The sequence below is a fragment of the Robertkochia flava genome, assembly GCF_020166515.1.
Taxonomy (GTDB): Bacteria; Bacteroidota; Bacteroidia; order Flavobacteriales; family Flavobacteriaceae; genus Robertkochia; species Robertkochia flava.
The window spans coordinates 607,986-630,432 of the sequence record NZ_JAINZT010000002.1 but is presented as its reverse complement, the minus strand read 5'-3'; the positions used below and the strand labels follow the sequence as shown (position 1 = coordinate 630,432).

18 protein-coding genes are annotated in these 22,447 nt (G+C 45.3%); all 18 read right to left on the bottom strand.

What is annotated here, in order from left to right; all coding sequences use genetic code 11:
* Positions 1 to 24: 24 nt before the first annotated feature.
* Positions 25 to 1,290 (bottom strand): ABC transporter permease, encoded by a 1,266-nt coding sequence (locus K7R11_RS03190; RefSeq protein ID WP_224488598.1) that lies wholly within the window; start codon positions 1,288 to 1,290, stop codon positions 25 to 27.
* A gap of 1 nt (position 1,291) precedes the next feature.
* Positions 1,292 to 2,524: an ABC transporter permease gene (locus K7R11_RS03185; protein WP_224488597.1), complete on the bottom strand. Its 1,233-nt coding sequence runs from the start codon at positions 2,522 to 2,524 to the stop codon at positions 1,292 to 1,294.
* Positions 2,517 to 3,218: an ABC transporter ATP-binding protein gene (locus K7R11_RS03180; RefSeq protein WP_224488596.1), complete on the bottom strand. Its 702-nt coding sequence runs from the start codon at positions 3,216 to 3,218 to the stop codon at positions 2,517 to 2,519. The genes K7R11_RS03185 and K7R11_RS03180 overlap by 8 nt, the downstream gene beginning before the upstream one ends.
* Before the next feature lie 146 nt (positions 3,219 to 3,364).
* Entirely contained in the window at positions 3,365 to 3,574 is a 210-nt protein-coding gene (locus tag K7R11_RS03175) for a hypothetical protein (RefSeq protein ID WP_224488594.1), read from the bottom strand.
* Between the two features lie 16 nt (positions 3,575 to 3,590).
* The gene (locus tag K7R11_RS03170) at positions 3,591 to 4,124 is read right to left on the bottom strand and encodes a DUF420 domain-containing protein (protein WP_224488592.1); all 534 of its coding nucleotides are present in this window, start codon (positions 4,122 to 4,124) and stop codon (positions 3,591 to 3,593) included.
* Position 4,125: 1 nt separating this feature from the next.
* A complete protein-coding gene (locus K7R11_RS03165; protein ID WP_224488590.1) occupies positions 4,126 to 4,803 on the bottom strand; it encodes an SCO family protein in 678 nt (225 codons plus the stop codon).
* A complete protein-coding gene (locus K7R11_RS03160) occupies positions 4,796 to 5,461 on the bottom strand; it encodes a hypothetical protein (RefSeq protein WP_224488588.1) in 666 nt (221 codons plus the stop codon). The genes K7R11_RS03165 and K7R11_RS03160 overlap by 8 nt, the downstream gene beginning before the upstream one ends.
* Before the next feature lie 74 nt (positions 5,462 to 5,535).
* On the bottom strand, positions 5,536 to 5,883 hold the full coding sequence (locus tag K7R11_RS03155) for a cytochrome C oxidase subunit IV family protein (protein ID WP_224488586.1): 348 nt from the start codon (positions 5,881 to 5,883) through the stop codon (positions 5,536 to 5,538).
* A gap of 21 nt (positions 5,884 to 5,904) precedes the next feature.
* Complete coding sequence (locus K7R11_RS03150) at positions 5,905 to 6,882, bottom strand: cytochrome c oxidase subunit 3 (protein WP_224488584.1); 978 nt, start codon at positions 6,880 to 6,882, stop codon at positions 5,905 to 5,907.
* Between the two features lie 53 nt (positions 6,883 to 6,935).
* Positions 6,936 to 7,517 carry a cytochrome c oxidase subunit 3 gene (locus K7R11_RS03145; protein ID WP_224488583.1) on the bottom strand — a complete coding sequence of 194 codons (582 nt, stop codon included), beginning with the start codon at positions 7,515 to 7,517 and terminating at the stop codon, positions 6,936 to 6,938.
* Between the two features lie 3 nt (positions 7,518 to 7,520).
* Positions 7,521 to 8,423 carry a heme o synthase gene (gene cyoE, locus K7R11_RS03140; RefSeq protein WP_224488582.1) on the bottom strand — a complete coding sequence of 301 codons (903 nt, stop codon included), beginning with the start codon at positions 8,421 to 8,423 and terminating at the stop codon, positions 7,521 to 7,523.
* Between the two features lie 313 nt (positions 8,424 to 8,736).
* Entirely contained in the window at positions 8,737 to 9,447 is a 711-nt protein-coding gene (locus tag K7R11_RS03135; RefSeq protein ID WP_224488581.1) for an energy transducer TonB, read from the bottom strand.
* A 68-nt stretch (positions 9,448 to 9,515) separates the two neighbouring features.
* The gene (locus K7R11_RS03130) at positions 9,516 to 9,887 is read right to left on the bottom strand and encodes a VanZ family protein (protein ID WP_224488580.1); all 372 of its coding nucleotides are present in this window, start codon (positions 9,885 to 9,887) and stop codon (positions 9,516 to 9,518) included.
* Positions 9,880 to 10,260, bottom strand: coding sequence for a glycine cleavage system protein GcvH (gene gcvH, locus K7R11_RS03125; protein ID WP_224488579.1), 381 nt, complete (start codon positions 10,258 to 10,260; stop codon positions 9,880 to 9,882). Before gcvH ends, K7R11_RS03130 begins: the two co-directional genes overlap by 8 nt.
* A gap of 72 nt (positions 10,261 to 10,332) precedes the next feature.
* A complete protein-coding gene (gene sov / locus K7R11_RS03120) occupies positions 10,333 to 17,421 on the bottom strand; it encodes a T9SS outer membrane translocon Sov/SprA (RefSeq protein ID WP_224488578.1) in 7,089 nt (2,362 codons plus the stop codon).
* A 33-nt stretch (positions 17,422 to 17,454) separates the two neighbouring features.
* Positions 17,455 to 18,036 carry a Holliday junction branch migration protein RuvA gene (ruvA, locus tag K7R11_RS03115; protein WP_224488576.1) on the bottom strand — a complete coding sequence of 194 codons (582 nt, stop codon included), beginning with the start codon at positions 18,034 to 18,036 and terminating at the stop codon, positions 17,455 to 17,457.
* An 89-nt stretch (positions 18,037 to 18,125) separates the two neighbouring features.
* Positions 18,126 to 20,405, bottom strand: coding sequence for an NADP-dependent malic enzyme (locus tag K7R11_RS03110; protein ID WP_224488574.1), 2,280 nt, complete (start codon positions 20,403 to 20,405; stop codon positions 18,126 to 18,128).
* A 77-nt stretch (positions 20,406 to 20,482) separates the two neighbouring features.
* Positions 20,483 to 22,447 (bottom strand): trehalase family glycosidase, encoded by a 1,965-nt coding sequence (locus K7R11_RS03105; RefSeq protein ID WP_224488572.1) that lies wholly within the window; start codon positions 22,445 to 22,447, stop codon positions 20,483 to 20,485.

Sequence of the window (22,447 nt, the reverse complement as noted above, 5' to 3'; positions counted from 1 at the left end):
TAGGTATTTAGTTTTCGTTACAAATTATTCTTCTCTTAATGCATCAATAGGTTTAATGCTTACTGCTCTTTGCGCCGGTATTAGTCCGATGAGTGTTCCAAGAACCACCATGATTACCAGGGCACCCAGCACAAAAGGTATAGGTACGGTTGGATTGGTATAAGGAAAGTCTCCGTCTTCCGGTAACAATGCCTGGATAAGGGCCAATACTCCGGCACCGAGAATGATTCCTATGATACCGGCTACAACAGTAAGAAATACTGATTCCAGCAGGATCTGCGCCTTCACCTCTCTGGGGGTAGCTCCAAGTGCGCGCCGAACACCCAGCTCTCTTGTTCTTTCTTTCACAGAGATCAACAGAATATTCCCAATGGCGATCACCCCTGCAATAATGGTTGCCAAACCAACCACCAAAGAAAGCAGGTTCATACCTTTTGCAAAACCCTTAATTTTACCGAATTCCTCTCCAAGATTGAATCCGCCGACGGCACGTTCATCATCAGGATGGATATCGTGCATTTTTTTGATCGTTCCTTTCACCTTTTCCTCAAGAGCAACAATATCCACATCATCATATGCCGCTACTACCATCCAACCCACAAGATCGCCCATATTGTATACTCTCTTGTAAGTGGTAAAAGGCATCAAAATGGAGTCGTCACCTTCAAATCCGAAGTTGTTGATCTTATACACTCCGATGACTTGAAAATAAATGCTCCCTATCTTGATAAAACCTCCAACAGCCTCCTCATCTTTATAAAAAAGCTCGTCGCGAACTTTTTCGCCGATCACCACTACCTTGCGGTCGTATTTAATATCATCATCATTGAGAAAACGCCCTCCTTCATAAATTTTCTTTTTGGCTACCCGGTCAACTACAGGGTAATCTCCAAATACCCGATAGGTCCCTGTGCGAAATCCTCTAACTACCTGAGGTGGCTCTCCCCCGAAAACTCCCTGAACATTTCTTGGGGCTATAAACTGGATCTCCGGGTGTTTATTCTTTAAAGCCTCCACATCACCGGTACGAAGGTTGTAACTTCTCCCGATCTTAAAACCTTTATAGGGCATACTGGTGCTTTGTGCCCAAATGAACATACTGTTACTGGCAATATCCTGAAACTCCTTTTCAAAACCATTGTCCAGGCCTTTGGCAGCTCCTGACAAGGCAATGTAGACGAAGATTCCCCAAAGCACTCCAATCACCGTAATTACCGTACGTACCTTATTCTTGCTTATGGAGCCCCATATTTCCTGCCAGGTGTCTTTATCAAATATAAATCTGAACATCTTATTCGTCTCTTAATGCTACAATTGGTTTAATACGGGCTGCTCTTCTGGCAGGAATGTAACCTGCAAGAGCCCCGAAAAATATCAGAATGACGGTTGCACCAACAAGGGTGCCAACGCCTACCGAAGGATTCACTATAAAATAGTCTTTAAGGCTATCGCCAATAGAGCGAAGTATAAGTACTCCAACAAACAATCCTATATAACCAGCTATAGCAGTAATGAAAACAGATTCCTGTAACACCAGGCCGATCACTGACCAGGGGGTAGCTCCAAGAGCCTTTCTCACTCCTAGTTCTTTGGTTCGTTCTTTTACTACAAATACCATGATGTTACTAATTCCTATCACCCCGGCGATCAGAGTGCCTATACCCACAAGTAATACTACTAACTGAATGACGTTGGCGAACATCATATTTTGCTGTACAATATCGGCCAGGTTCCTTATAAATATTCCGCTTCGGTCATCTGGTGCCACATTATGCTTATCCTTAAGATACTTCGAAAGTGACCTCTCAAAGGCCATAGCCCCTTGATAGCCGATGGCCAAATCATATCCGATGATGATATTGTCTATTTCATCATTCCCCTTTTCTACCAATTGCATGGTGGTATATGGCATATAAATGTATCGCTCTTCATTATCACCTCCGTCATCCTGGAACACACCAACTACCTTATAGGCAATACCTCCAATATCTATATACGCCCCAATGGCATCTCCATCCTTTCCAAAAAGATCACGTTCCACCAATCGGCCTATTACAGCTGTTTTAGCACTTTTCTCTAGGTCACTCTCATTTATATAGCGACCCTTCATCATAATCGTTTTTTCATTCAACCTGTGCGCAGGCCCCACCCCTCTTAGACTATAGGTGTTGCTTTCGCCCTGGTATTTAACAAGATTTCGGCGATTGATTCTTGGGGTAATATAATCCAGATAAAAAGCAAAATCCTTTTTAATATCCTCAACGTCGTCATTGTGTAGCTGAATACGCCTGCCTTGTTTAAAACCCCGGTAAGGCTCGGTAGTTCGCCCGCCAAAAATGAAGAAAGTATTTGTAGCATCATCCATGAAAAATTCCATAAAGGCATTCTTCAAACCATTACCCATTCCAAAAAGGACGGTAAAAATGAGAATTCCAAGAGTCACTGTGAACCCTGAAAGAAAGGTTCTCAGTTTGTTCTTTTTGATCGTATCAAAGATCTCCTGCCAGCGGTCCCGGTTAAACATTGGCCTCTAATCTATGCTGTTCAACAACAGAGTCACTTACAATCACCCCATCCTTTAAATGAACGATACGCTTACACATATGAGCAATATCTTCTTCATGGGTTACCACCAGGATGGTTCTTCCTTCGTCGTTGATGCGCTGGATCAGCGCCATGACTTCATGAGACGTCACACTATCGAGGGCTCCGGTAGGCTCATCTGCGAGGAGCACCTTAGGCTCTGCAGCCATTGCCCTTGCTATAGCCACCCTTTGCTTCTGACCTCCGGATAATTCACTGGGCAAATGTTCAGCCCAGGGTTCAAGACCTACGGTTTTTAAATGATGAATCGCGCGTTCTTTGCGTTCCTTGCGTCCTACCCGTTGATAATACAACGGCAGGGCCACATTTTCCCAGGCCGATTTGTAGTTGATCAGGTTAAAAGACTGGAAAATAAATCCGAGAAATTTATTGCGGTAATTGGCAGCTTTGGTCTCATTCAGATCCTTGATCAGGACACCGTCCAGGTGATAGGTTCCCGAATCGTACCCATCGAGCATCCCAAGAATATTCAGCAGGGTAGATTTACCAGAGCCCGAAGACCCCATGATAGCAACCAGCTCCCCCTCTTTTACGGAAAAGTTAATTCCCTTTAGAACATGCAGGCTGTTACTGCCCATTTTGTAAGACTTGTGCAGGTCTTTAATCTCGATCATGATGGTTAGTGTATTTTAACAGCTCAATTTGAACTGTAAATATTATTAACATACCCATAAGGGTCCACCATGTAAGACTTTCGAGACCGGCATTTGTTACAATGATATTATTAATATATTGTTAAAACTGCCAACATAAAGGTGAATCACTTCAGTTTCCGGTAGATGATATAACCCAGGGCCCCTATTAAAACATAAGGAACTGCCATCAGGTATATGATACCATTATTCAAACCTTTGGCCACCTCCTGCTCTTCTCCGCTTTCGAGAACGGCCCGACACATGGCACATTGAGCCAGGACATCCGCCGGAAGAAAAAGGAACACCAGCACCAGAACGAGAAGTATATATTTCATTTTCACTAACAGTATTCTATTGGTAATACGGAGCAATCATAAGGTAAACCACAACCCCGGTTACAGCAACATACAACCAGATCGGAAAAGTGATCCTGGCAATTTTTCTATGTTTGTCAAATCGCGCAGAGAGCGCCTTTACAAAGGTGATCAGCACCAAAGGAATCACCCCTACTGAGAGGATGATATGACTCACCAGAAGGATGTAATACATATACCTCACCGTACCTTCTCCTCCGAAAGGAGTGGGGTCTGAGGTCATATGATACGCGACATACATCACCAGAAAAGCAAGCGACAGACCGATACACACCTTCATAAGGCGCTCGTGGGTGGTTCTCCTGCCTTTTTTAATGGCTACTACCGCAGCTACCAGCAACAACGCTGTAATACCGTTAATGGTAGCGTAAATAGGAGGCAGAAAACTCAGCGGCTCCACATTCGGGATGCGAACCCTGAAGAGCACTGCCACAGCTAGCGGAATAACAATGGATAGTATCCAGATCCATTTATTGTATTTCTTTTCCAGGCTGTTTTGCGTTGTATCCATACTATTGCTTTAATAAGGTTCTGATATCCTGCTTTATTAACTCAACCCCTTCTTCGGTAGTTCCGTCATAATAAACGATCGGGTTCCCAAACTGATCCTTACGGGATCTGATCATGCCATTCTTATCGATGAGGGCAAACATCCCGGAATGTTCAAATCCACCATCGACATTTGGGTTGGTACCGGCATACATATTAAAACCGGTATTGGATAATTCCATGATCTTATCCATCTCCCCTGTAAGAAGGTGCCAGTTAGGATGGGTTATCCCATAATTCTCGGCATAGTCCTGCAGGACCTCTGGAGTATCATTCATCGGGTTTATGGTAAAGGAGGCTACCCCAAAATCCTTGCGATCCTTAAAAGCCTCCTGGAGCGTGAGCATATTGGTTGTCATCACCGGGCATATGGTAGGGCAGGTTGTAAAAAAGAATTCAACCACATAGACCTTCCCGGAGTAATCCTTGCTGGAAATAGTATCTCCAACCTGATCGACAAATTCAAATTCGGGCACCTTCCCGATCTGCACCAGGTCGCTTTCCTCAATTGTTTTAACCCCGATCTTATGACGGTCGGCATCAACTACCTGTCCGGACTTCAGCCGGTCCAGGATATCCGGTACAAAAATGAATCCGAATACAACAATTACCACGATTAACCAGAGATACTTCTTATTCATTAGTGTTCACTTTTTTAAGAATGGAGTTTCTGCCCCTGGGAGCACCCTCATTATTTTCTTTTAAAGAAAGCCTGTATTCTGCAAGGATCACCTTAACATCATCAACCATCTTATTATTAATGATCGCAACAGAGGTGGCATCATAGCCGTAAAGCGGCTCATCGTTATCGTCCTTATCCCTGCCTCGCAACCGGTTCTTCTTGTCTATAATAAAAACCTGGTCACAACCCATATGCTTATCCAGGCTGAGCGGAGTTCCAAGACTGTTAAACACAGCCTGAATCTCTGCCTCGGGTAATGCTATGAAATTCCAATTGGAAACATCAGAGATACGGCCAAGCTCCTCCTTCAACGCTTCCACCTGGTTTGCGGTACCTTCCGGAAGCAACATGATGAACTGCAGGTCTTCAAAACCATTAAAACGCTTGTAGATCTTTTGGTTAAGATTAAACACATTGGTTTTCTTCAACTCCAGGTTTTCCCCGGGAAAGCCAAGAATGGTAATGCTGTTCTCAAAACTAACTCCTTTTCCGGAGGGAGCCACGACGCCCTCATGTAAAACCGGAAGCTTCCCGAAATTATTTACCCCGGAAGCAAAGAACATATAAACTACGATAGGCAGCACAAATAATATTCCAAGGACAATATACTTTTTCATCGAGGCTTTTTTTCTGAGCACAAAAATAAAAAAAGACGGTTGAAAAACCGCCTTTTACATTGAGATTGTATGTTTTAGAAGTCCCATGAAACAAAGCCTTCTGCATAAACATCGTGGATGTAATTCCCTTCCACCAGCAGTATAAATACCAGGTAAGGAATTAATATCAGAAGTGGCAATACAATAGACCATCGGAAACTACCCTTTTCACCTTCCAGGTGCATGAACGCCCAGGCAATGTAATAGGCCTTAACAATGGTAAGGATGATAAAGATCCAGTTCAGGATTTTCATTCCCAGGATGGGAGCCATAGACCATGACGGCTTCACAATACCTAATGCAACTTCTACTATAGTAACAACAGACAGAATAATGAATACTGTCCAGATTCTTGATGTGTTCGATTCGTGTGCGTGTGCCATTTTTATGCGATCAATAAGTTTTTAAACCAGATAGAAGAATGTAAATACAAATACCCAAACAAGGTCTACAAAGTGCCAGTACAATCCAACTTTTTCCACCATTTCGTAATGCCCTCTTTTTTCGTAGGTACCCATAATTACATTAAAGAAAATAATGATATTAAGTACTACACCAGAGAATACGTGGAAACCGTGAAATCCGGTAATAAAGAAGAAAAAGTCTGCAAACAATCTGTTCCCATATTCATTCCTCACCAGGTTCGCACCTTCCACTACCATAACAGCCTGCTCCAGCCTTTCTTCAGATTCTGCTCTTGAAAGCACCGTTTTCTTACCTTCTGCAGTTAGACGCTCTGTTCTTACTACCAGGTTTTTATTGGCGGCAAATCCGGCCTTTACTTCCTCCAGGGAATAGGTAGGCAGACCTCCGTCTGAAACAAACCAGATCCCGTCTTTTTCCTCGTGTTCCACACGGTCTGAAGCCACAGGAACAGCGAACTCAGAAAGCGCTACCCTTTCTCCGGTAGTACCGTCAAGGAATTGAAGGATTCTTCCTGATTTAAGTTCAACAGCACCGTACTCTCCCTTAATGAAGTTTTTCCACTCCCAGGCCTGAGAACCAACGAAGATAAGACCTCCAATAATGGTAAGAAGCATATACCAGGTTACCTTGGTCTTCTTCATCTGGTGTCCGGCATCAACAGCCAAAACCATGGTTACAGAGGAGAAAATAAGGATAAAGGTCATCAATGCCACATAATACATAGGAGCATCAACCCCGTGCAGGAATGGGAAGTGAGTAAACACCTCATCTGCAATAGGCCAGGTTTCAATAAATTTAAATCTTGAGAATCCATAAGCTGCAAGAAACCCTGAGAAGGTCAGGGCATCCGAAACGATGAAAAACCACATCATCATTTTCCCATAGCTCGCGCCCAGAGGTTCATTCCCTCCACTCCAAACTTTTTCTTCAGTAGCTGTTGTAACAGTAGCTTCCATATACGTTGTTAAGTAATCTGTTTTAAAAAATTTGTCAAATTTACGGTTTTTATTTATCTAAAGAAATAGAAAAAGAAAATGAGGTAGACCCAAAGAAAATCAAGGAAGTGCCAGAAGGAAGCTCCCAGCTCGAAACCAAGCATTTGAGTCGGACCGTATTTCTTTTTATAATGATTATAAATTACCACCAGAAGGACGATAAGTCCCGCAAACACGTGAACCACGTGTGAAAAAACTATTGCATAGAGAAAGGAAGTGGTTACTGTACTTTCCATTCCCGTAAAATAATACCCTGCCTCGATCACCTCCGAGAATCCAGCAAACTGGAGATACACGAATGCCAGACCAAGCCCCAGGGTACCCCACAAGAGTGCACCTGCCTTGTTGTGCTGTTCATTCCTGATCGCGCTTCCGGCCAGATAAAAGGTAAGGCTGCTCATCAGGATGGCAACGGTACTGTAATAAAATGCTACAGGGATCTGAAAATCCTGAAGCCAGTCCGGGCGGGATTTACTCACCACATAGGCCGAGGTGAGGCCTGCGAACATCATCGCAATACTTATCATTCCAAACCAAAGCATCATTTTCTTTGCCCTGGCATTCTTTTGTTCAAAATTTCCGTCAGTAAGATCCATTAATTATAAGAATTTATCGGCTACGTAAACGATCTGCATAAGTGTGATATAGGACACACTGGCCAGCATAAGTTGTCTTGCAGAACGGTTATCTCTTTTACTATACAATTTAAAGGCAAACAGCAGCATCCCTACTCCAAGGATAAAGATGATCACCGCGGCAGGCACACTCAGGTAAAGCGTACCGGTAAGCCCGGTTACAGGAAATATGGATGCAAGGATCATCCAAAACGTGTACATAATGATCTGTACAATGGTAGCTGTATCCTTTTTATCTGTAGGCAACATTTTAAAGCCCGCTCTTTTGTAATCATCATCGAGCATCCAGCCTATTGCCCAAAAATGCGGGAATTGCCAGAAAAACTGGATCATGAAAAGAGTTCCGGGTTCTATACCAAAATCGTTCGTTGCAGCAACCCAACCCAGCATAAAGGGAATAGCCCCGGGGAAAGCCCCCACAAACACCGCCAGGGGTGTTTTTGTCTTTAAAGGGGTATACAAACAAACATACAGGAAGATGGACAGCGCTCCAAACATGGCAGTCTTGGGATTCACCACATACAGTGTTATCACTCCAAGCACTGTAAAAATCACAGCCACCGTAAGAGCCAGTGAGACAGACATACGTCCGGAAGGTACCGGCCTTTTGCGGGTTCGCTTCATCAACGCATCCAAATCCTTTTCGATAACCTGATTAAAAGCATTGGAAGCCCCAACCATGAAATACCCCCCTACTGCAAGCAGCATAATTACGGTAAGATCCAGCCTGTCGGCCCCAAGCATATAGCCCGCTAAAGAAGAAAACACCACACTAAACGCAAGCCCTGCCTTGGTTAGCTGTTTAAAATCTGCAAATGCCAAAGGCAAGCTCCTGGTCTTTGCTGCGGTATTAATTGCGGTCTTCATGTAATCTTCGTAAAATGGGGTGCAAAGATAACGTACAAAAGCTTTCTATGCAATGGTTTAAGCTTTTAATCAGCATCCCTGAAAAGTCACATCACTAAAGGGTTACGACCACTTCACCATCCTGCGGATCCATCTTTAAACTCATCTTAAACAACAAAGGCTCCACAATCCTGCCTGTAAGGCTTCATAAAAGAAAGGCCTAACAAAGAATACATCCCTTTAAATAAAAGACAGCGAGGCCCCACGCCGGATTATATTAAAAGAAAAAGCCCGGAACAATGTCCGGGCTTTAAATATATTATAGAAACTTCTCTTAGTTCAATTTAAACACGATTGGATAAGCAAAGGTTACAGGAGTTGGTCTTCCTCGCTGTTTCCCTGGAATAAGCTGCGGCAACTTATTGATTATCCTTCTAGCTTCCTCGTCCAGAGACTTATCGGGAGCACGGGTATTAAGAATGGTGATCGTACCATCTTTATTGATACGGAAGTTCACATAAACCCTACCCTGAATTCCCATTTCCTGGGCAATCTCCGGATACCTGAAAGTTTTTCTTACGTGCTTATCAAGGTTTTCCTTGAAACACTGGAATTGCTGATTCTTTGGCACATCCTTACAAGCAGGGAACATGGGTTTATCTTCAATAACCGTAAATGGAACGTCTACAGCTACCTCTTCTTCCACCTCAACGATCTCCTCAACCTCCACGATCTCTTCTTCCTGATCGGTTTCTGTTGACTCGATAATGGTCTCTTCCACTTCTTCCTCGTCCTCTACAACCTCGATAACTTCGGGAGCAGCTGGTGGTGGTGGCGGTGGTGGAGTGTTTATCTGTTCTGTAATCGGCACTTCCTCATCCAGAAGTTCTTCTACATCCATAGTGTATTCGAAGTTCTCCTGCTTTTCGTAGGTCTTCCATTCAATTGCCTGCCAAGTTACAAACAGCACTACAGCAAGTCCAATCGCGAAGTAGAGTCCGCTATTTCTCGTCAGATCCGCTTTTGGATTCTTTTTCGGTTCCATAGGTTCTTTGTGTTTATGTTCGCTAATTTAATTATTTATTCACATTAATTGCAACTAAAATTTACCTTTCACCTTCGCTCAGGCGCTAAAGCAAACTTTATCAGCACTATAGCCAAAACGATTCCTGTGGCATTGGCCAGCATATCTGCCCATTCAAATGCCCTTCGGTATGGGAGCGCGTATTGAAGCACTTCAATAACCATTCCATACACGAAACAAAAGGCACCAATTTTATATAAAATACGATTATTCTCCGAATTCCGGAAGTGCAAATAAAGCAAAAATGTTGCAATCATATAAAAGGCAGCATGTACCAGCTTATCCATGTAGGTAAATCCCAAATCTACTTTTGGGATAAAGCTTACAGATATCAGACTGGCCACCGCTACCGAGAGCAGCCAAATGGCTCCTGCTATAAGATACCTGTGTTTTTTAAGCACCCACCAGCTCTTTGTAGTCGTCGCTGCTCAGAAGGTCATCCACCTCTGCGGTATCTGTAATTTTCACTTTAATCATCCACCCGTCTCCATAAGGATCTGTGTTTACCTTTTCTGGCTCCTCTTCGAGGGACTCATTGAATTCGATGATCTCGCCAGAAAGGGGAAGGAACAGATCAGATACGGTTTTAACCGCCTCAACGGTACCGAACACCTCTTCTCTTTCCAACTCCTCATCTACGGTTTCAACCTCAACATAGACGATATCACCAAGCTCACTTTGCGCAAAATCGGTTATACCAATGGTAGCCACATCACCTTCGATCTTTACCCACTCGTGATCCTTGGTATATTTTAAATCAGATGGAATATTCATAACTAAAGCGTATTAAATTTTTTGATGCACAAATGTAATCGATTCTCAGATTGTATTCAAAGCTCACCCTGTTTAATTTCCAAAATTATAACGCAGGGTAAAGCCAGAACGAATCGTGGTTTGAGGGAAAGCTGTGGAAACTTTAAACTGGGAGAACGTATGATCGTAGAAGAACAGCACGTTCATATTCTTGGTCAGGGCATAATCGGCAGTGAACTTAAGCGCCCAGATATTCTGACCTGCGGTTACCTGGTTGGTATTAATATCCAGGTTCCGGATCACTGTAACGTTATCCCTAAGCGACAAATCGGCCTTCAGGTTAATATCTCCTTTAAGAATTGTCTGTTTGCCTCCGATCCTGGTAGGAAGACGAACGTCTGCAAAACGATAGCCCAGTCCTACGATATACTCATCGCCCCATTGTTCTGTCAACAGATTATTATCGAAACTTAGCGCCAGCGCCCGGTCTTTTCGCAATTCGGCCTGGATGCTCACGGAATTCTTCATTTCAAAATCAATGCGGAGCAACGGATTAAACATCTCGATCAGGGTTGCATTGGTATAGAGGGTTTCGTTCTTAAAGTTCCCTGCCTGGTCGAATTCACCACCATCCCCATAATCCAGGTTGGTCCGGAAGCCATTAATACTGTAGCTGGACCTGTAGGCATGGGTAAGTGAAAAACGCCGGAACTTTTCACGGAACCAGTTCACCCGCATAAGCCCGGTATATTTCATGGTCCAGTTCGGCAATGGCACATCCCGGAACGCCTTAAGTGAAACATCGTTAGCATCCTGACCTGTGTATGCAGCCACAAATGCCGGCAGCAAAACAGATTGGTTGGTAGGCCCGTATCCCACAGGATAATCGGTTGCACCCGGATTTACAGGTTGGCCGGCCAGGCGTTGGGCAATAACCAGACGGTTATCACTAAAGGTGTTGAACAGCTCAGAATCTTCCTGGGATTGCGAAGAGAAGGAAGTTCGAAGCATAATTCCTGAGATAGTAAAATCTCCAAAACGGTTTTCGATCAGGGGATTGTAATCCAGCAATCCATCGCCATCCAGATCGGTAACATTATAATTTTCTGAGAGGTTTTCGGAATAGGCGCGGTCTGCAACCAGGTCGATCGTTAATTCCGGGATCGGTTCAAGATTAGCCGTTACATTGAGTTGTTCGGCCTCTCTCTGGGTAAATTGCTGGTTAAATTCAGGGAAGGTAGTAAGCCAGCCCTTTCTCGCGGCTTCATAGCGCACATCTGCCTGGCTACCAAAAACGAATCCCGGAGACGGCCTGAGCGTTCCGATAAATCCGATAGACTGGGTATAACCGGGCAACATTTTACCGCTGTTATTGGTATAGGTGAGATTCACCCTTTTTACCATGGTCACCAGGTCAACAAGGGTATTCCTGAACCCGTATTTTTTAGAAGGCCGTGAAGGCGCGCGATCTGCTGCCTCTCCATCCTGATCAGGAATCGCACTTCTGCCAGCTCTACGGGCTGCGGCCCCACCGTCATCTTTACGAACAAGTCCAAGATAGCTGTAGAGTCGGTCCATTCCAAGGGCAGCATTAAGGTCATGCGTTCCCGCATTTTGAATGGTATTCAGATCTTCTCCTGCAATTTCATTGAGAACGTCACTACCCCTTTGCCAGTTAAAATCTCCGGTAAATGCATAGGTTGCATCAATAAAACTTAAAATCGGGATCTTATTAAAGGGAAGGGTGTAATTTAACTGCAGCCGCTGCGCATGCCGGTTAGGCTCTCCGATATTCCAGAAATCATCCCACAACCCCAGGGAAGGGTCTATTATGCGATCGCCCCCTTCATCCTCCGTGAAATAATTTCGTACAATATGATTGCTTGATGCGGTAAAATTGAGCTGCAGCGACCTGGTAAGATTATAATTTAACGCAAACTGCCAATCATACAGGTAGTTCTTCTGCTGAAGTTCGGGTAATCCCAGGAGATCTGCTTCTCCACCCAGCCCGAGAACCTGGCGGAAACTCTGGCTGTTAAAAGTACGTGTATACCCGGTGTTTGCCGAAATACTATTGGGTAACAAATTGAAATTAAAATCTTTAAGCCATTGCCAGTAGGCACCTTTAAGCAGGGAATCTGCCTTCCCTAAAGGCACTATCTCCAGGGGCTCAAAATTATAACTGTACACCACCCCGGTTTTCACATTCTGATCTCTGAAAGTTTCCACTTCAAAATCCCGGTGATCGGTCTGGTTGTAAGCATAATTAAAAGTGAAGTTCTCCACATCAAAGAAATCAGCTCTTTGGGTTTCATTCCTGTTCTTACGAACCCCTATAAAATTTATGCTCTTCCTTTTTGTATAATCCTGGGCCTGCTCCTCAATAGCCCGCGCCTCTTCTGCAGTTGGAGCAGCCGCGATCCTGTCGTCCAGCTTAAGGTCCTGGTAAAGGGGGTCGAATTCCGGGGTGATCAACTGTTCGGAAACGCTATAATTCATCGGCACCTGAATCCCCCAGTTCTTTGGCAGTAGCTGCCCCAGGTTCACATTGGAATTCAGGTTATATTGCTGTACATCTTCCCGGGCCCTTTCGCTAGGCAATTCATCCAGCCCCCCAAAGCCTGATGTACTCATACTTCCGGTAGCCGATACATTGGCAAAATCAGCCACATTGGCATCAACGGTTGTTATGGTAGCCCATCCGCCCTGGTTATCAAGTTCCGCCAGCCGAAGCTCATTAAACCACACCTCTCCACAGGCATCGTCCCCAAGGGTGGAGCTCGGATTCTTTACCCCCACCATCACGGCCCTGATATTCCCAAGGCTGGGATTACCCTTGATCCCGATACGCTGCTCCCCGATCTCACGTGGCGAAAATTCGGCCACCTGATTTCCCTCTTCGTCGTAAAAGGTAAGATTCTGAAGGCTACCGTTTGCGATGGCCTGTGACTTGATATCCGAAAGCAGGGAAAGCGGAAGATCAATATTATTCTCAGAAGGCCAGATGCCTTCTGCATCCGACGTTCCGGGAGGGGTTATTCTAAGCGGGATCTCCACCTGGTAGAAGTTATCGCTAAAATCGGTACCAAACCTAAGGAAACCGACCAGCTCGCCATCGCTTACCGGAACATTATTATAGGCCTCGGCATGGAGAAACATCTTCAGCCGTTTATACTGCCTGACATCAATGTTGACATTCTTAAAAACTCCCCTGGAATCTTCAGGCTCCAGACCACAAACAGCAAAAGAAAGCGACTGTTCATTTTGGCGGACAATGGTATTGTTATTATTTAACTGCTCCCGAACCACCCCAGGAGGTAAACGGTACGGTATGGGAGTTCGCTGTTCATTTTCCAGGATGTTTACCGTATTCACATCCACGTAGGTACCATCGTCCTCCGGATTGGGGTCGGTTTCTCTCTGGAAGCTTCGCGTAAAATTCCTCCAGTCGCCCCTAACCAGGTCCAGGGTTCCAAACCTAAGTACTACAGGTTCCTGGAAACCTGTAAGGAACATCCGCATATAGCTTATAGACCGGATATCGGTTATCCCACCTATGGCCTGGTCAAAATCCTGAATAGGCACTTTGAACTGGATCCAGCGTACCCGGTACTGTCTGTTATCGGGAGTTTCCACATCCACCTCCCTGATATCGGTCACATAATTATCATTACGCTGAATATTAGGCCCTATTGGAACACGATACTGGAAATAACTATCTACCGTATTCATGGTCAGGTCGCGATTCACGTCTTCCACATCCGGAAGGGTGGTTGACCCCCTGTTCGTATTGTTCACCACCACCGGGGAATTTCCCTGAGGGTTGTTGTAATTATAATACCTGTCAAGGATACCACCGCTTCGATTCAGGTAGAACTCATAATTATCGAGAGCCGGGTCAGGCCCGGGGTTACCGTATATGGCAGCTTCTTCATCATCGAGAAGTCCGTCAAAACCTGCATCCTGAATATTCCTGTTCTGGGTATCGGCATCAAAAGCATATACCAGCGACTGGGAAGCGGGTACCTTACCAAAACTTGTCGTGTTTACCAGGGCCGGATTCGGAGAAGCCGGAAGCCCGTTTTCGTATTGCTTACGACCGTCTTTCAGAATATCTTCGTTAATATTTCCAAGATTAAAGATGAGCTCTCCGCCTTGCCCGGGCTGCACCCCGTCCTGGTAGTATGGATCCAGCAACCAAAACTGGATATACTCCACATTGGCCTGTTCAAAGTTGGTACTGCTTACCGAACGCATGATCCCTCCCCAGCGTTCATTTGCTGCCAGGGCATCAAAAGAAGAATTGGCATTATAGGGCCCTTTCGTATCGGGGTAATAGGCTATATCCAGGGTAGGCTGCACCAGGGTTTGCCCCTGAGGAACATCCTGCTGAGGAAAGATCTCATCTATAAAAATTCTCCTTGTAGAATTGTCTGACAGGTCGGCATCTGTAATTCCATCAGGTCGCTGCGAACTGTAGAATACAGGATCGATGGTATACCAGGACATCTTAGCCCGTCGCCCACCGGAGGCCAGGTTATCATTTTCTAACTCTCCCCCGTACCCTATAGGTGCACTGGACAGCGACCATGCAATAGCAGAACGGATATCGATAAAGGCCTGAGCTCCTTCAAAATCGTCGAGGTAAGAAGTAGTTTCTCCATTAAAATCAGCGTTATTGGGGGATCCCGGAAGCAGGTAGGCAAAATCACTGCGCACGGATAAATTCGAAGGTGCATCCGTATCAATGTTCGGCAGCTTATTGACCCAACGGGTCATAAAAGGCATCTCTGTGGAATAATTCAGATTAAGCCCCAGAATGGTATTGTTTACCGGCTCCACCCCAAAGTTTGCCTTCTGGGTAAGGGGACGCTCATTCAGGTTAAGCATGGTTCCGCTCATGGAGAGCTTCTTCCCAAAACGATGTTCGACATTAAGTCCGGTAAACCGCCGGGTTTGCTGACCAAAAACGGCATTATTTTCCACAGAAACCTCAATTGGAACATTGGATGCACGCAACCCTTCATCGAGAATCTGCACGGTTCCGGCCTGGTAGTTTACCGTGTAATCTATACCTTCCTGCAACAGTCTCCCTCCGGCACGCACCCTGACCGACCCTCTGGGCACATTAAAGGCCCCGATAGGAATACCTCCACTGCTTTCGGCCTTATACCGTCCCTTTAACATGAACTTGTTCTTATCTGCCTCTTCCAGGGCCGCAGCCTTAGTGAGCTTGTAGAGATCCCTGAATACGTAGCGTTCCTGGTTAGGGTTATTCGGACTAAAGTTCGGATCGTTATAATTGGACCCATCCCCCAGAAGGTCATAGAGATATTCTCCAAATGGCTCCACCTTGGTAAAGATGATCCTTCCGTTTTGTGTGTCCACCGTTATCCCGGGAAGGAAATCAAAGAAACCATCTCCCCCGTTCTGCGGATCGTTATAGACATTTAAGCGGTCAAAATTAAAGACATCCAACAGGATCTGCTCTTCCAGACCGGCAGGCCAGGTTCCCTCATCTACCGGACTAATGTAATTTACAGGACTGGGATCCACATAAAGGATATTCATCCTGAAATCTTCCTGCAGCAACTGGAACGCCCCGGTAGCATAGATGTTCTTCATCATCAGGTCCCAAACCGGATCGCTGACATTAGTTATATTACTCTTGAGCATTTTAAGCACAAGCGACTGCGGATTAACCGCTGTCACCAGTCCATTATCAGACTCGAAGGTGGTCGCATTTACCCCGTCATTGGCAAATTCTCCTACCTGGTAAACCTCTCCGTTATAGGTATACTGATAGGCCACCGCCAACACCTCATCATTACTGAGCTTTTGGGTTAAAGAGATATATCCGAGCTGGGTATCCAGTTTGAAGTCGCGACCCTGCTCCAGTTTTCTTGCATTTTCAAGGATGGCAAAATCAAACCCCTGGTTGGTCATATACCCCCCGGTGCTAAAGCCCTGCTGTACCGTTGCAATATCCCTGATGTTCTCATTCAGGGCAGAACCTGCACCTCCGATATTTAAAGGATCGTAGGCGTTCGCGGCATTCCGTGGCAGATCACTTCCCGGGGCAAAAAAACCTGCAGGGGCATTGGCGTTAATTCTTGTGTTTTCAGGCACCGGCTCTCCAAGATCCTGGATAGCAACGATATTACGAACATTCTCTGTTCGCTGAATCCTGTTCGTCACCCAGACCTCAATCCTGGTGATCTGCACCTGGCTTCTTATAAACGGGTAATTTTCGAGGGCCGTGTCGTACTGGTTCCTGAAGAACTGTGAAAGAAAAAAGTGGCGATCCTCATCATAATCAAGAGCGAGGATCTCGAATTCATTTATCGTACCACCCCCCTGGGCCGTAATATTTCTGCTTTGCGATCTTTGTTCTGAAAACACCCCTGTAACTGTGGTATTCCCGAATTGTAACTGAGTCTTTACCCCGAACAGACTCTGGGCACCCTTGATCAGGGAACTATTTAAGGGCATCGACACATTACCGATCTCGACCTTCTGCAGAATTTCATCTTCAGTAGGGGTATAGTCAATTTTTATAAGGTTCTGGAAATCGAAGGTCGCTTCGGTATCATATTGTGCATTGATCGCCAAACGGGTACCGATCTTCCCCAAAAGACTCAGAGAGATACGCTGGTCAAAGTCAAAGGAAACATTACTTCTGTTCCTTGGAGATAAGGCGGGGTTATCATTTTTCTGATAGCGCACCCCCAGATCCATGGCCACACTTCCCTGAGGGATCACCTCAATGGTATTTCCTCCAAAAACACTTTGAAAAAAATCGGAGTTCACATAAAAAGAAGGCAAAAGGTTCTTTTGTGCATCATCCTCTCCTGCCCTGCCTGTTACCGCATCGGTCTTTTCGTGAAAATAATTTCTCATCTGCTCCTTAAGGATGAGCTTCTGATATTGTTCCGGAGTAAGAATTATAGGGTATCGGGTATCAAATTCACCCACCTTTTCGGTATATATGTAACGATCAAGAACAGGATCGTAGGTGTATTTACTGATGATATCTGAAGGTTGCTGAAGTTTAATCCTGCCCAGGGCAACGCCCGTCTGAACAGAGTCCTGTTCCTGCTGATCTTCTTCCTGAGCAAAAGACAATGCAGTGACAAAAACACACAGAAATGTTAGTACAGCTTTTTTAAGTTGGTTAAGCAATTCCTGGTTAATTTAAGGTTTTTTTGCGGTTCCTTATAAATTCTTCAAGGCTCCCTTTATGATCTCTTCAACTCCTGATTCGGGTTCATTTTTAAGGATTTTCGCAACGACTTTCTCAGCCTGTTTGCGCGGGTATCCTAAAACCTCTAAAGCAGATAACGCTTCATCCCTCGCTGTATTGTTCTCTGCAGCTGCCACCTCTTCCATTCCAAACAACTTAACGACCTTATCCCTTAGGTCTATGATGACGCGCTGGGCCGTTTTTGCTCCGATGCCCTTCACAGATTGTATAGCCGCCACATTATCTGATGCAATTGCCTCCATGATCTCCTGGGGATTCATCGAGCTCAGCATAGTTCGCGCGGTACTTGCCCCGATACCGGAAACCGATATTAACAGCCGGAATATCTCCCTTTCCCCTTTATCATAAAAACCATAGAGGGTGTGAGAATCTTCTCTTACTATAAGATGTGTATATAACTTAATATTTTCCCTTGAGGGAATGCGGGAATAAGTATAAAGGGATACGTTGATAAGATAGCCGACACCACCACATTCAATAATCACTTCTGTCGGATTTTTCTCAACGAGTTTTCCGTTTATGTGTGAAATCATTACAGCAAATAGGTTAATGCCTCAAATGTAATAAAATAAATCACAACCGAGACATTAACCTAATTGATTACCAGCTTCAGAAAGTGGTTTTATTTAGCTCTTTTTTCCTTTTCCTGGGCATCGACAACTGCTACTGCTGTCATATTAACGATCTCGTCTACCCCAGCCCCTAATTGCAATACGTGAACCGGCTTAGCCATTCCCAACAGGATGGGCCCTACAGAATCGGCCTTATTAAGTTCCTTCATCAGCTTATAGGTGATATTAGCAGACTCAAGGTTCGGGAATACCAGCGTATTTACTTTTTTACCGGCGATCTTTGAGAAAGGGAATTTACTCTGAAGCATTTCCCTGTTCAATGCAAAATCTGACTGTATCTCTCCATCCACGCAAATATCGGGGTAATGCTCATGTAAGTACTCCACCGCCTCACTCACCTTGGTAGCTTTCGAATTTTTGGAGGATCCGAAATTCGCATACGAGAGCATGGCGATTACGGGCTCTACTCCAAAAAGCCTGGCCGTTTGGGCAGTCATCTTCGCGATTACCGCCAGTTCCTTCGCAGAAGGATCTATATTGATGGAGGTATCTGCAAGGAACATGGGCCCTCTTTCGGTGATCATCAGGTTCATAGCGGCAACGCGCTCAACTCCAGAAGCCTTTCCAATAAGTTCAAACAACGGTTTTACCACGGTAGGGTACGACCTGGAGTAGCCCGAAATAAGTCCGTCAGCATCCCCTTCATTTACCATCATGGCCGCAAAATAATTCCTGTCGCGTATTTTTTTCTGGGCCTCATAAAGATTTATACCATCCCTGTTCCGGCGCTCCCAAAGTTTCTTAGCATAGTACTCTTTTTTCTCGCACATCTCATCTCCCTTGGGGTCAATGATCTCGATATCCGCATCAAATTCGATCTCCTGCATGAGTTCTTCGATCACCTCTCTGCGTCCCAGTAATACCGGAGTAGCTATCCCCTCATCATAAACGATCTGGGCAGCCTTAAGCACATCCAGCTGGTCTCCTTCGGGGAATACGATCTTTTTAGGGTTGGTTTTTGCACGATTGTGAAGCATGCGCACCAATTTATGGTCGTGCCCAAGTCGCTGCAGCAGCTCCTCCTCATAGGCTTGCCAGTCTGTTATGGGAGCCTTGGCCACCCCGCTTTCCATAGCGGCTTTTGCCACAGCGGGCGGAACAGCAGCGATCAATCGCGGATCAAAAGGCTTTGGAATGATGTAATCACGCCCAAAAGTAAGACGGGTTTCCCCGTAGGCAATATTTACCTGTTCAGGAACCGGTTCTTTGGCGAGTTCGGCAAGGGCCTTTACGGCTGCCATTTTCATTTCTTCATTAATACTGGTGGCTCTTACGTCCATAGCTCCTCTGAAAATAAAAGGGAATCCCAGTACATTGTTCACCTGATTCGGATGATCTGATCTCCCCGTAGCCATAATGATATCTTCCCGGGTCTTGATGGCCAGGTCATAGGCGATCTCCGGATCGGGGTTTGCCATGGCAAATACGATAGGATTCGCATTCATGGTTTGCAGCATTTCCGGGGTCACAATGTCTGCTATGGAAAGACCGATAAATACATCGGCGTCCTTAAGAGCCTCCTCCAGGGTATCAATTTTTCGATCGGTGGCGAACTCCAGCTTCTCTTTGCTCAGGGTTTCACGATCACTACGGATCACACCCTTACTATCGAGCATCACGATATTTTCCGGGCTCGCTCCAAATGCCTTATACAGTCTTGTACAGGAAACAGCGGCGGCTCCTGCCCCACTGATTACGATACGCACCTCTCCGATCTTCTTTTCCGCAAGTTCCAGGGCATTAAGCAGGGCCGCAGCAGAAATTATTGCCGTTCCGTGCTGATCGTCATGCATCACCGGAATATCCAGCTCCTCTTTCAGTCTCCTCTCAATTTCAAAAGCCTCCGGAGCCTTAATATCCTCCAGGTTAATACCACCAAATGTCGGGGCTATGGTCTTCACGGTTTCCACGAACTTATCCACATCCTTTGTATCAAGTTCGATATCCATTCCGTCCAGGTCAGCAAAGATCTTGAAAAGCAAGCCCTTTCCTTCCATGACCGGCTTCGAGGCCTCCGGGCCTATATCCCCAAGACCGAGAACTGCAGTTCCGTTGGAAATTATCGCCACCAGGTTTCCTTTGGTGGTATATTTATAAACGTTTTCTTTATCTTTTTGTATCTCAAGGCAGGGCTCTGCAACTCCGGGAGAATAGGCGAGAGCGAGGTCTCTCTGTGTTGAATATTTTTTAGTAGGTACGATCTTGATCTTACCAGGCTGGGGTTTAGCATGATAAACCAAGGCTTCTCTTCGTTTACTGGATTTGCTCATAGTTGTCTGTTTGTAGTTTGCAAAGGTAAAAGAATATTGAAGTCCCAAACCTAATTAATATCAGGAATACAAAAAAATCAAAACACCTCTTCCGGAGGCACCAGATCATTGAGTTTTTTAAGAAGTTCACTATCAAGAACATCCAGTCCCACCTGGTAAGAAGCATTCATCCACCCAAACCCCGAGGTGGTGATATAATCAAACTCTGTACCCACATTTCCGTATTCAGCATACACCTTATGGGTACAACTTACCACGTCGTATTTTTCAGGAATAGTACCGTTGTAATCCACCGCATTTCGGGTGATCATCCACAACCACCGGTAGGCCAGCTCTGAGGCTTCTGCATCATATCCGTAATTTTGAAGCCCCTTCCAGATCAACATTTGATGAGGCGCCCATCCGTTAGGATAATCCCACTGTCGCTGGACATCATTTGTGGCGTATTTTTCCACAGAGGCTTTGGCTGTAGAGGCCACTCCGCAATGCGCTACCAGGGTGGACTGAAGTCGATCGAGCATACGTTTCGCCTGGTCTTCGGTTGCCAGACCGGCCCAGAGGGGAAAATAATTAGTGGCCGACTCAAAATCAGTTCTGAAAGAAGTGATCAGGTTATAATCGTAAAAACTGCCCTTCGTCTCATCCCACATCAATTCGTTCATCAGTTCCTTTCGCATTCTGGCCTGCTTTCTCCAGTATCCTGCACTGTAGGACTTCCCGTTTTCATGGGCTAAAACCCCATTAAAATAATTGCCGATAAGAAAAGCAAGATCGGTCTCATACTTATACAATAAGGCATTTAACCCCACCGTATTTAGATGGGCACAGCTATTATCAAGTCTCCACGAAGTATCATGACCGCTTTCCCTGAGACTCCTGTCGTGCAAAAAGTATTCATCCAGATCGGGTTCCACAATCGCACCTGACTGGTAGTTATGTACGTATTCCTCCAAAGTGAGCGCCTCTTCCTCAAAATCGGCACGAGACTCATTATACCGGTTGACAAAACCGGTCAGGACCTCCCGGAAATGACCGTCTTCGGTCTCCGGGGGAATTCCGATGCTGGCGGCATAATACCGGTTGAGCCCATTAGGCGCTAATCTTTCTCCGGAAACCATCCATACGGTTTCATATTCGGTAATCGCTGTTTCCAGCGTCTTTTTTAACCATTCTTTATCCTCTACCTCCATAGCAGCGTATACACTCCTGATAAAGGAGGTGAGAAAAGGAGGCTGGGTTCGGGTCAGGTAATACGACCTGTTCGCATTAAGGATTTTTCCGTAGTGTTCTATCTGGTAGCAGAAATTATCGACCATAGCCCTTGCCAGGTCATTCCTGTCGTCACGAATCAGTCCCAGTCCTTCAAAATAACTATCCCACCCATACATCTCATTAAATCTTCCCCCGGGTACCACAAAAGGAACTCCCCTGCCGTTTTCGAGCTTCAGGGAAAGTATCCCAGGTTTATCGTTTATGGATTTCACATATTCAGGGGTAATATTTTCCGGAAGCACCTCTACCCTGAAATTGGAAAATTCGTGAGCAAGGGAATTAAAATATTCCCGGGCCACACTATCGGTTGAAGGCACATAGATCCTTCTGGTTACCGTATCAGAACTTTTGGAATCCTCCAGGATCTTCTTTAACCCCTTTCGATCAACGGTACGGGTAAGATCATCCCAGTACACCTCCCTGATGTTTCGAGATATCCTGGACGAGGGAGCCTCCTCAATCCTGCTGAGTTCCAGGAACGCCACCGAATCCCCGGCAGCATTCTTCAGGGCCAGCTCCTGAAGTAAATTGGACAGAAAATAAGTTGAAGAAACAACATATTCCCCTCCATTTGTTAGTTGCAGCTCAAACCTCCTGTCGCCCTGATCATCTTTGGTTATCCTTTTATCTTTATCGGTGTCTTCTTCTTCGAGAAGGGCTCTCATATTGGTAGCGACCTCAACCTCCAGGTACTCTGCAGACCCCTTATTACATGCAGAGAGTACAGCTAAAGAAAATATCAACACGAATGCATTGCGTTTATTCATCAT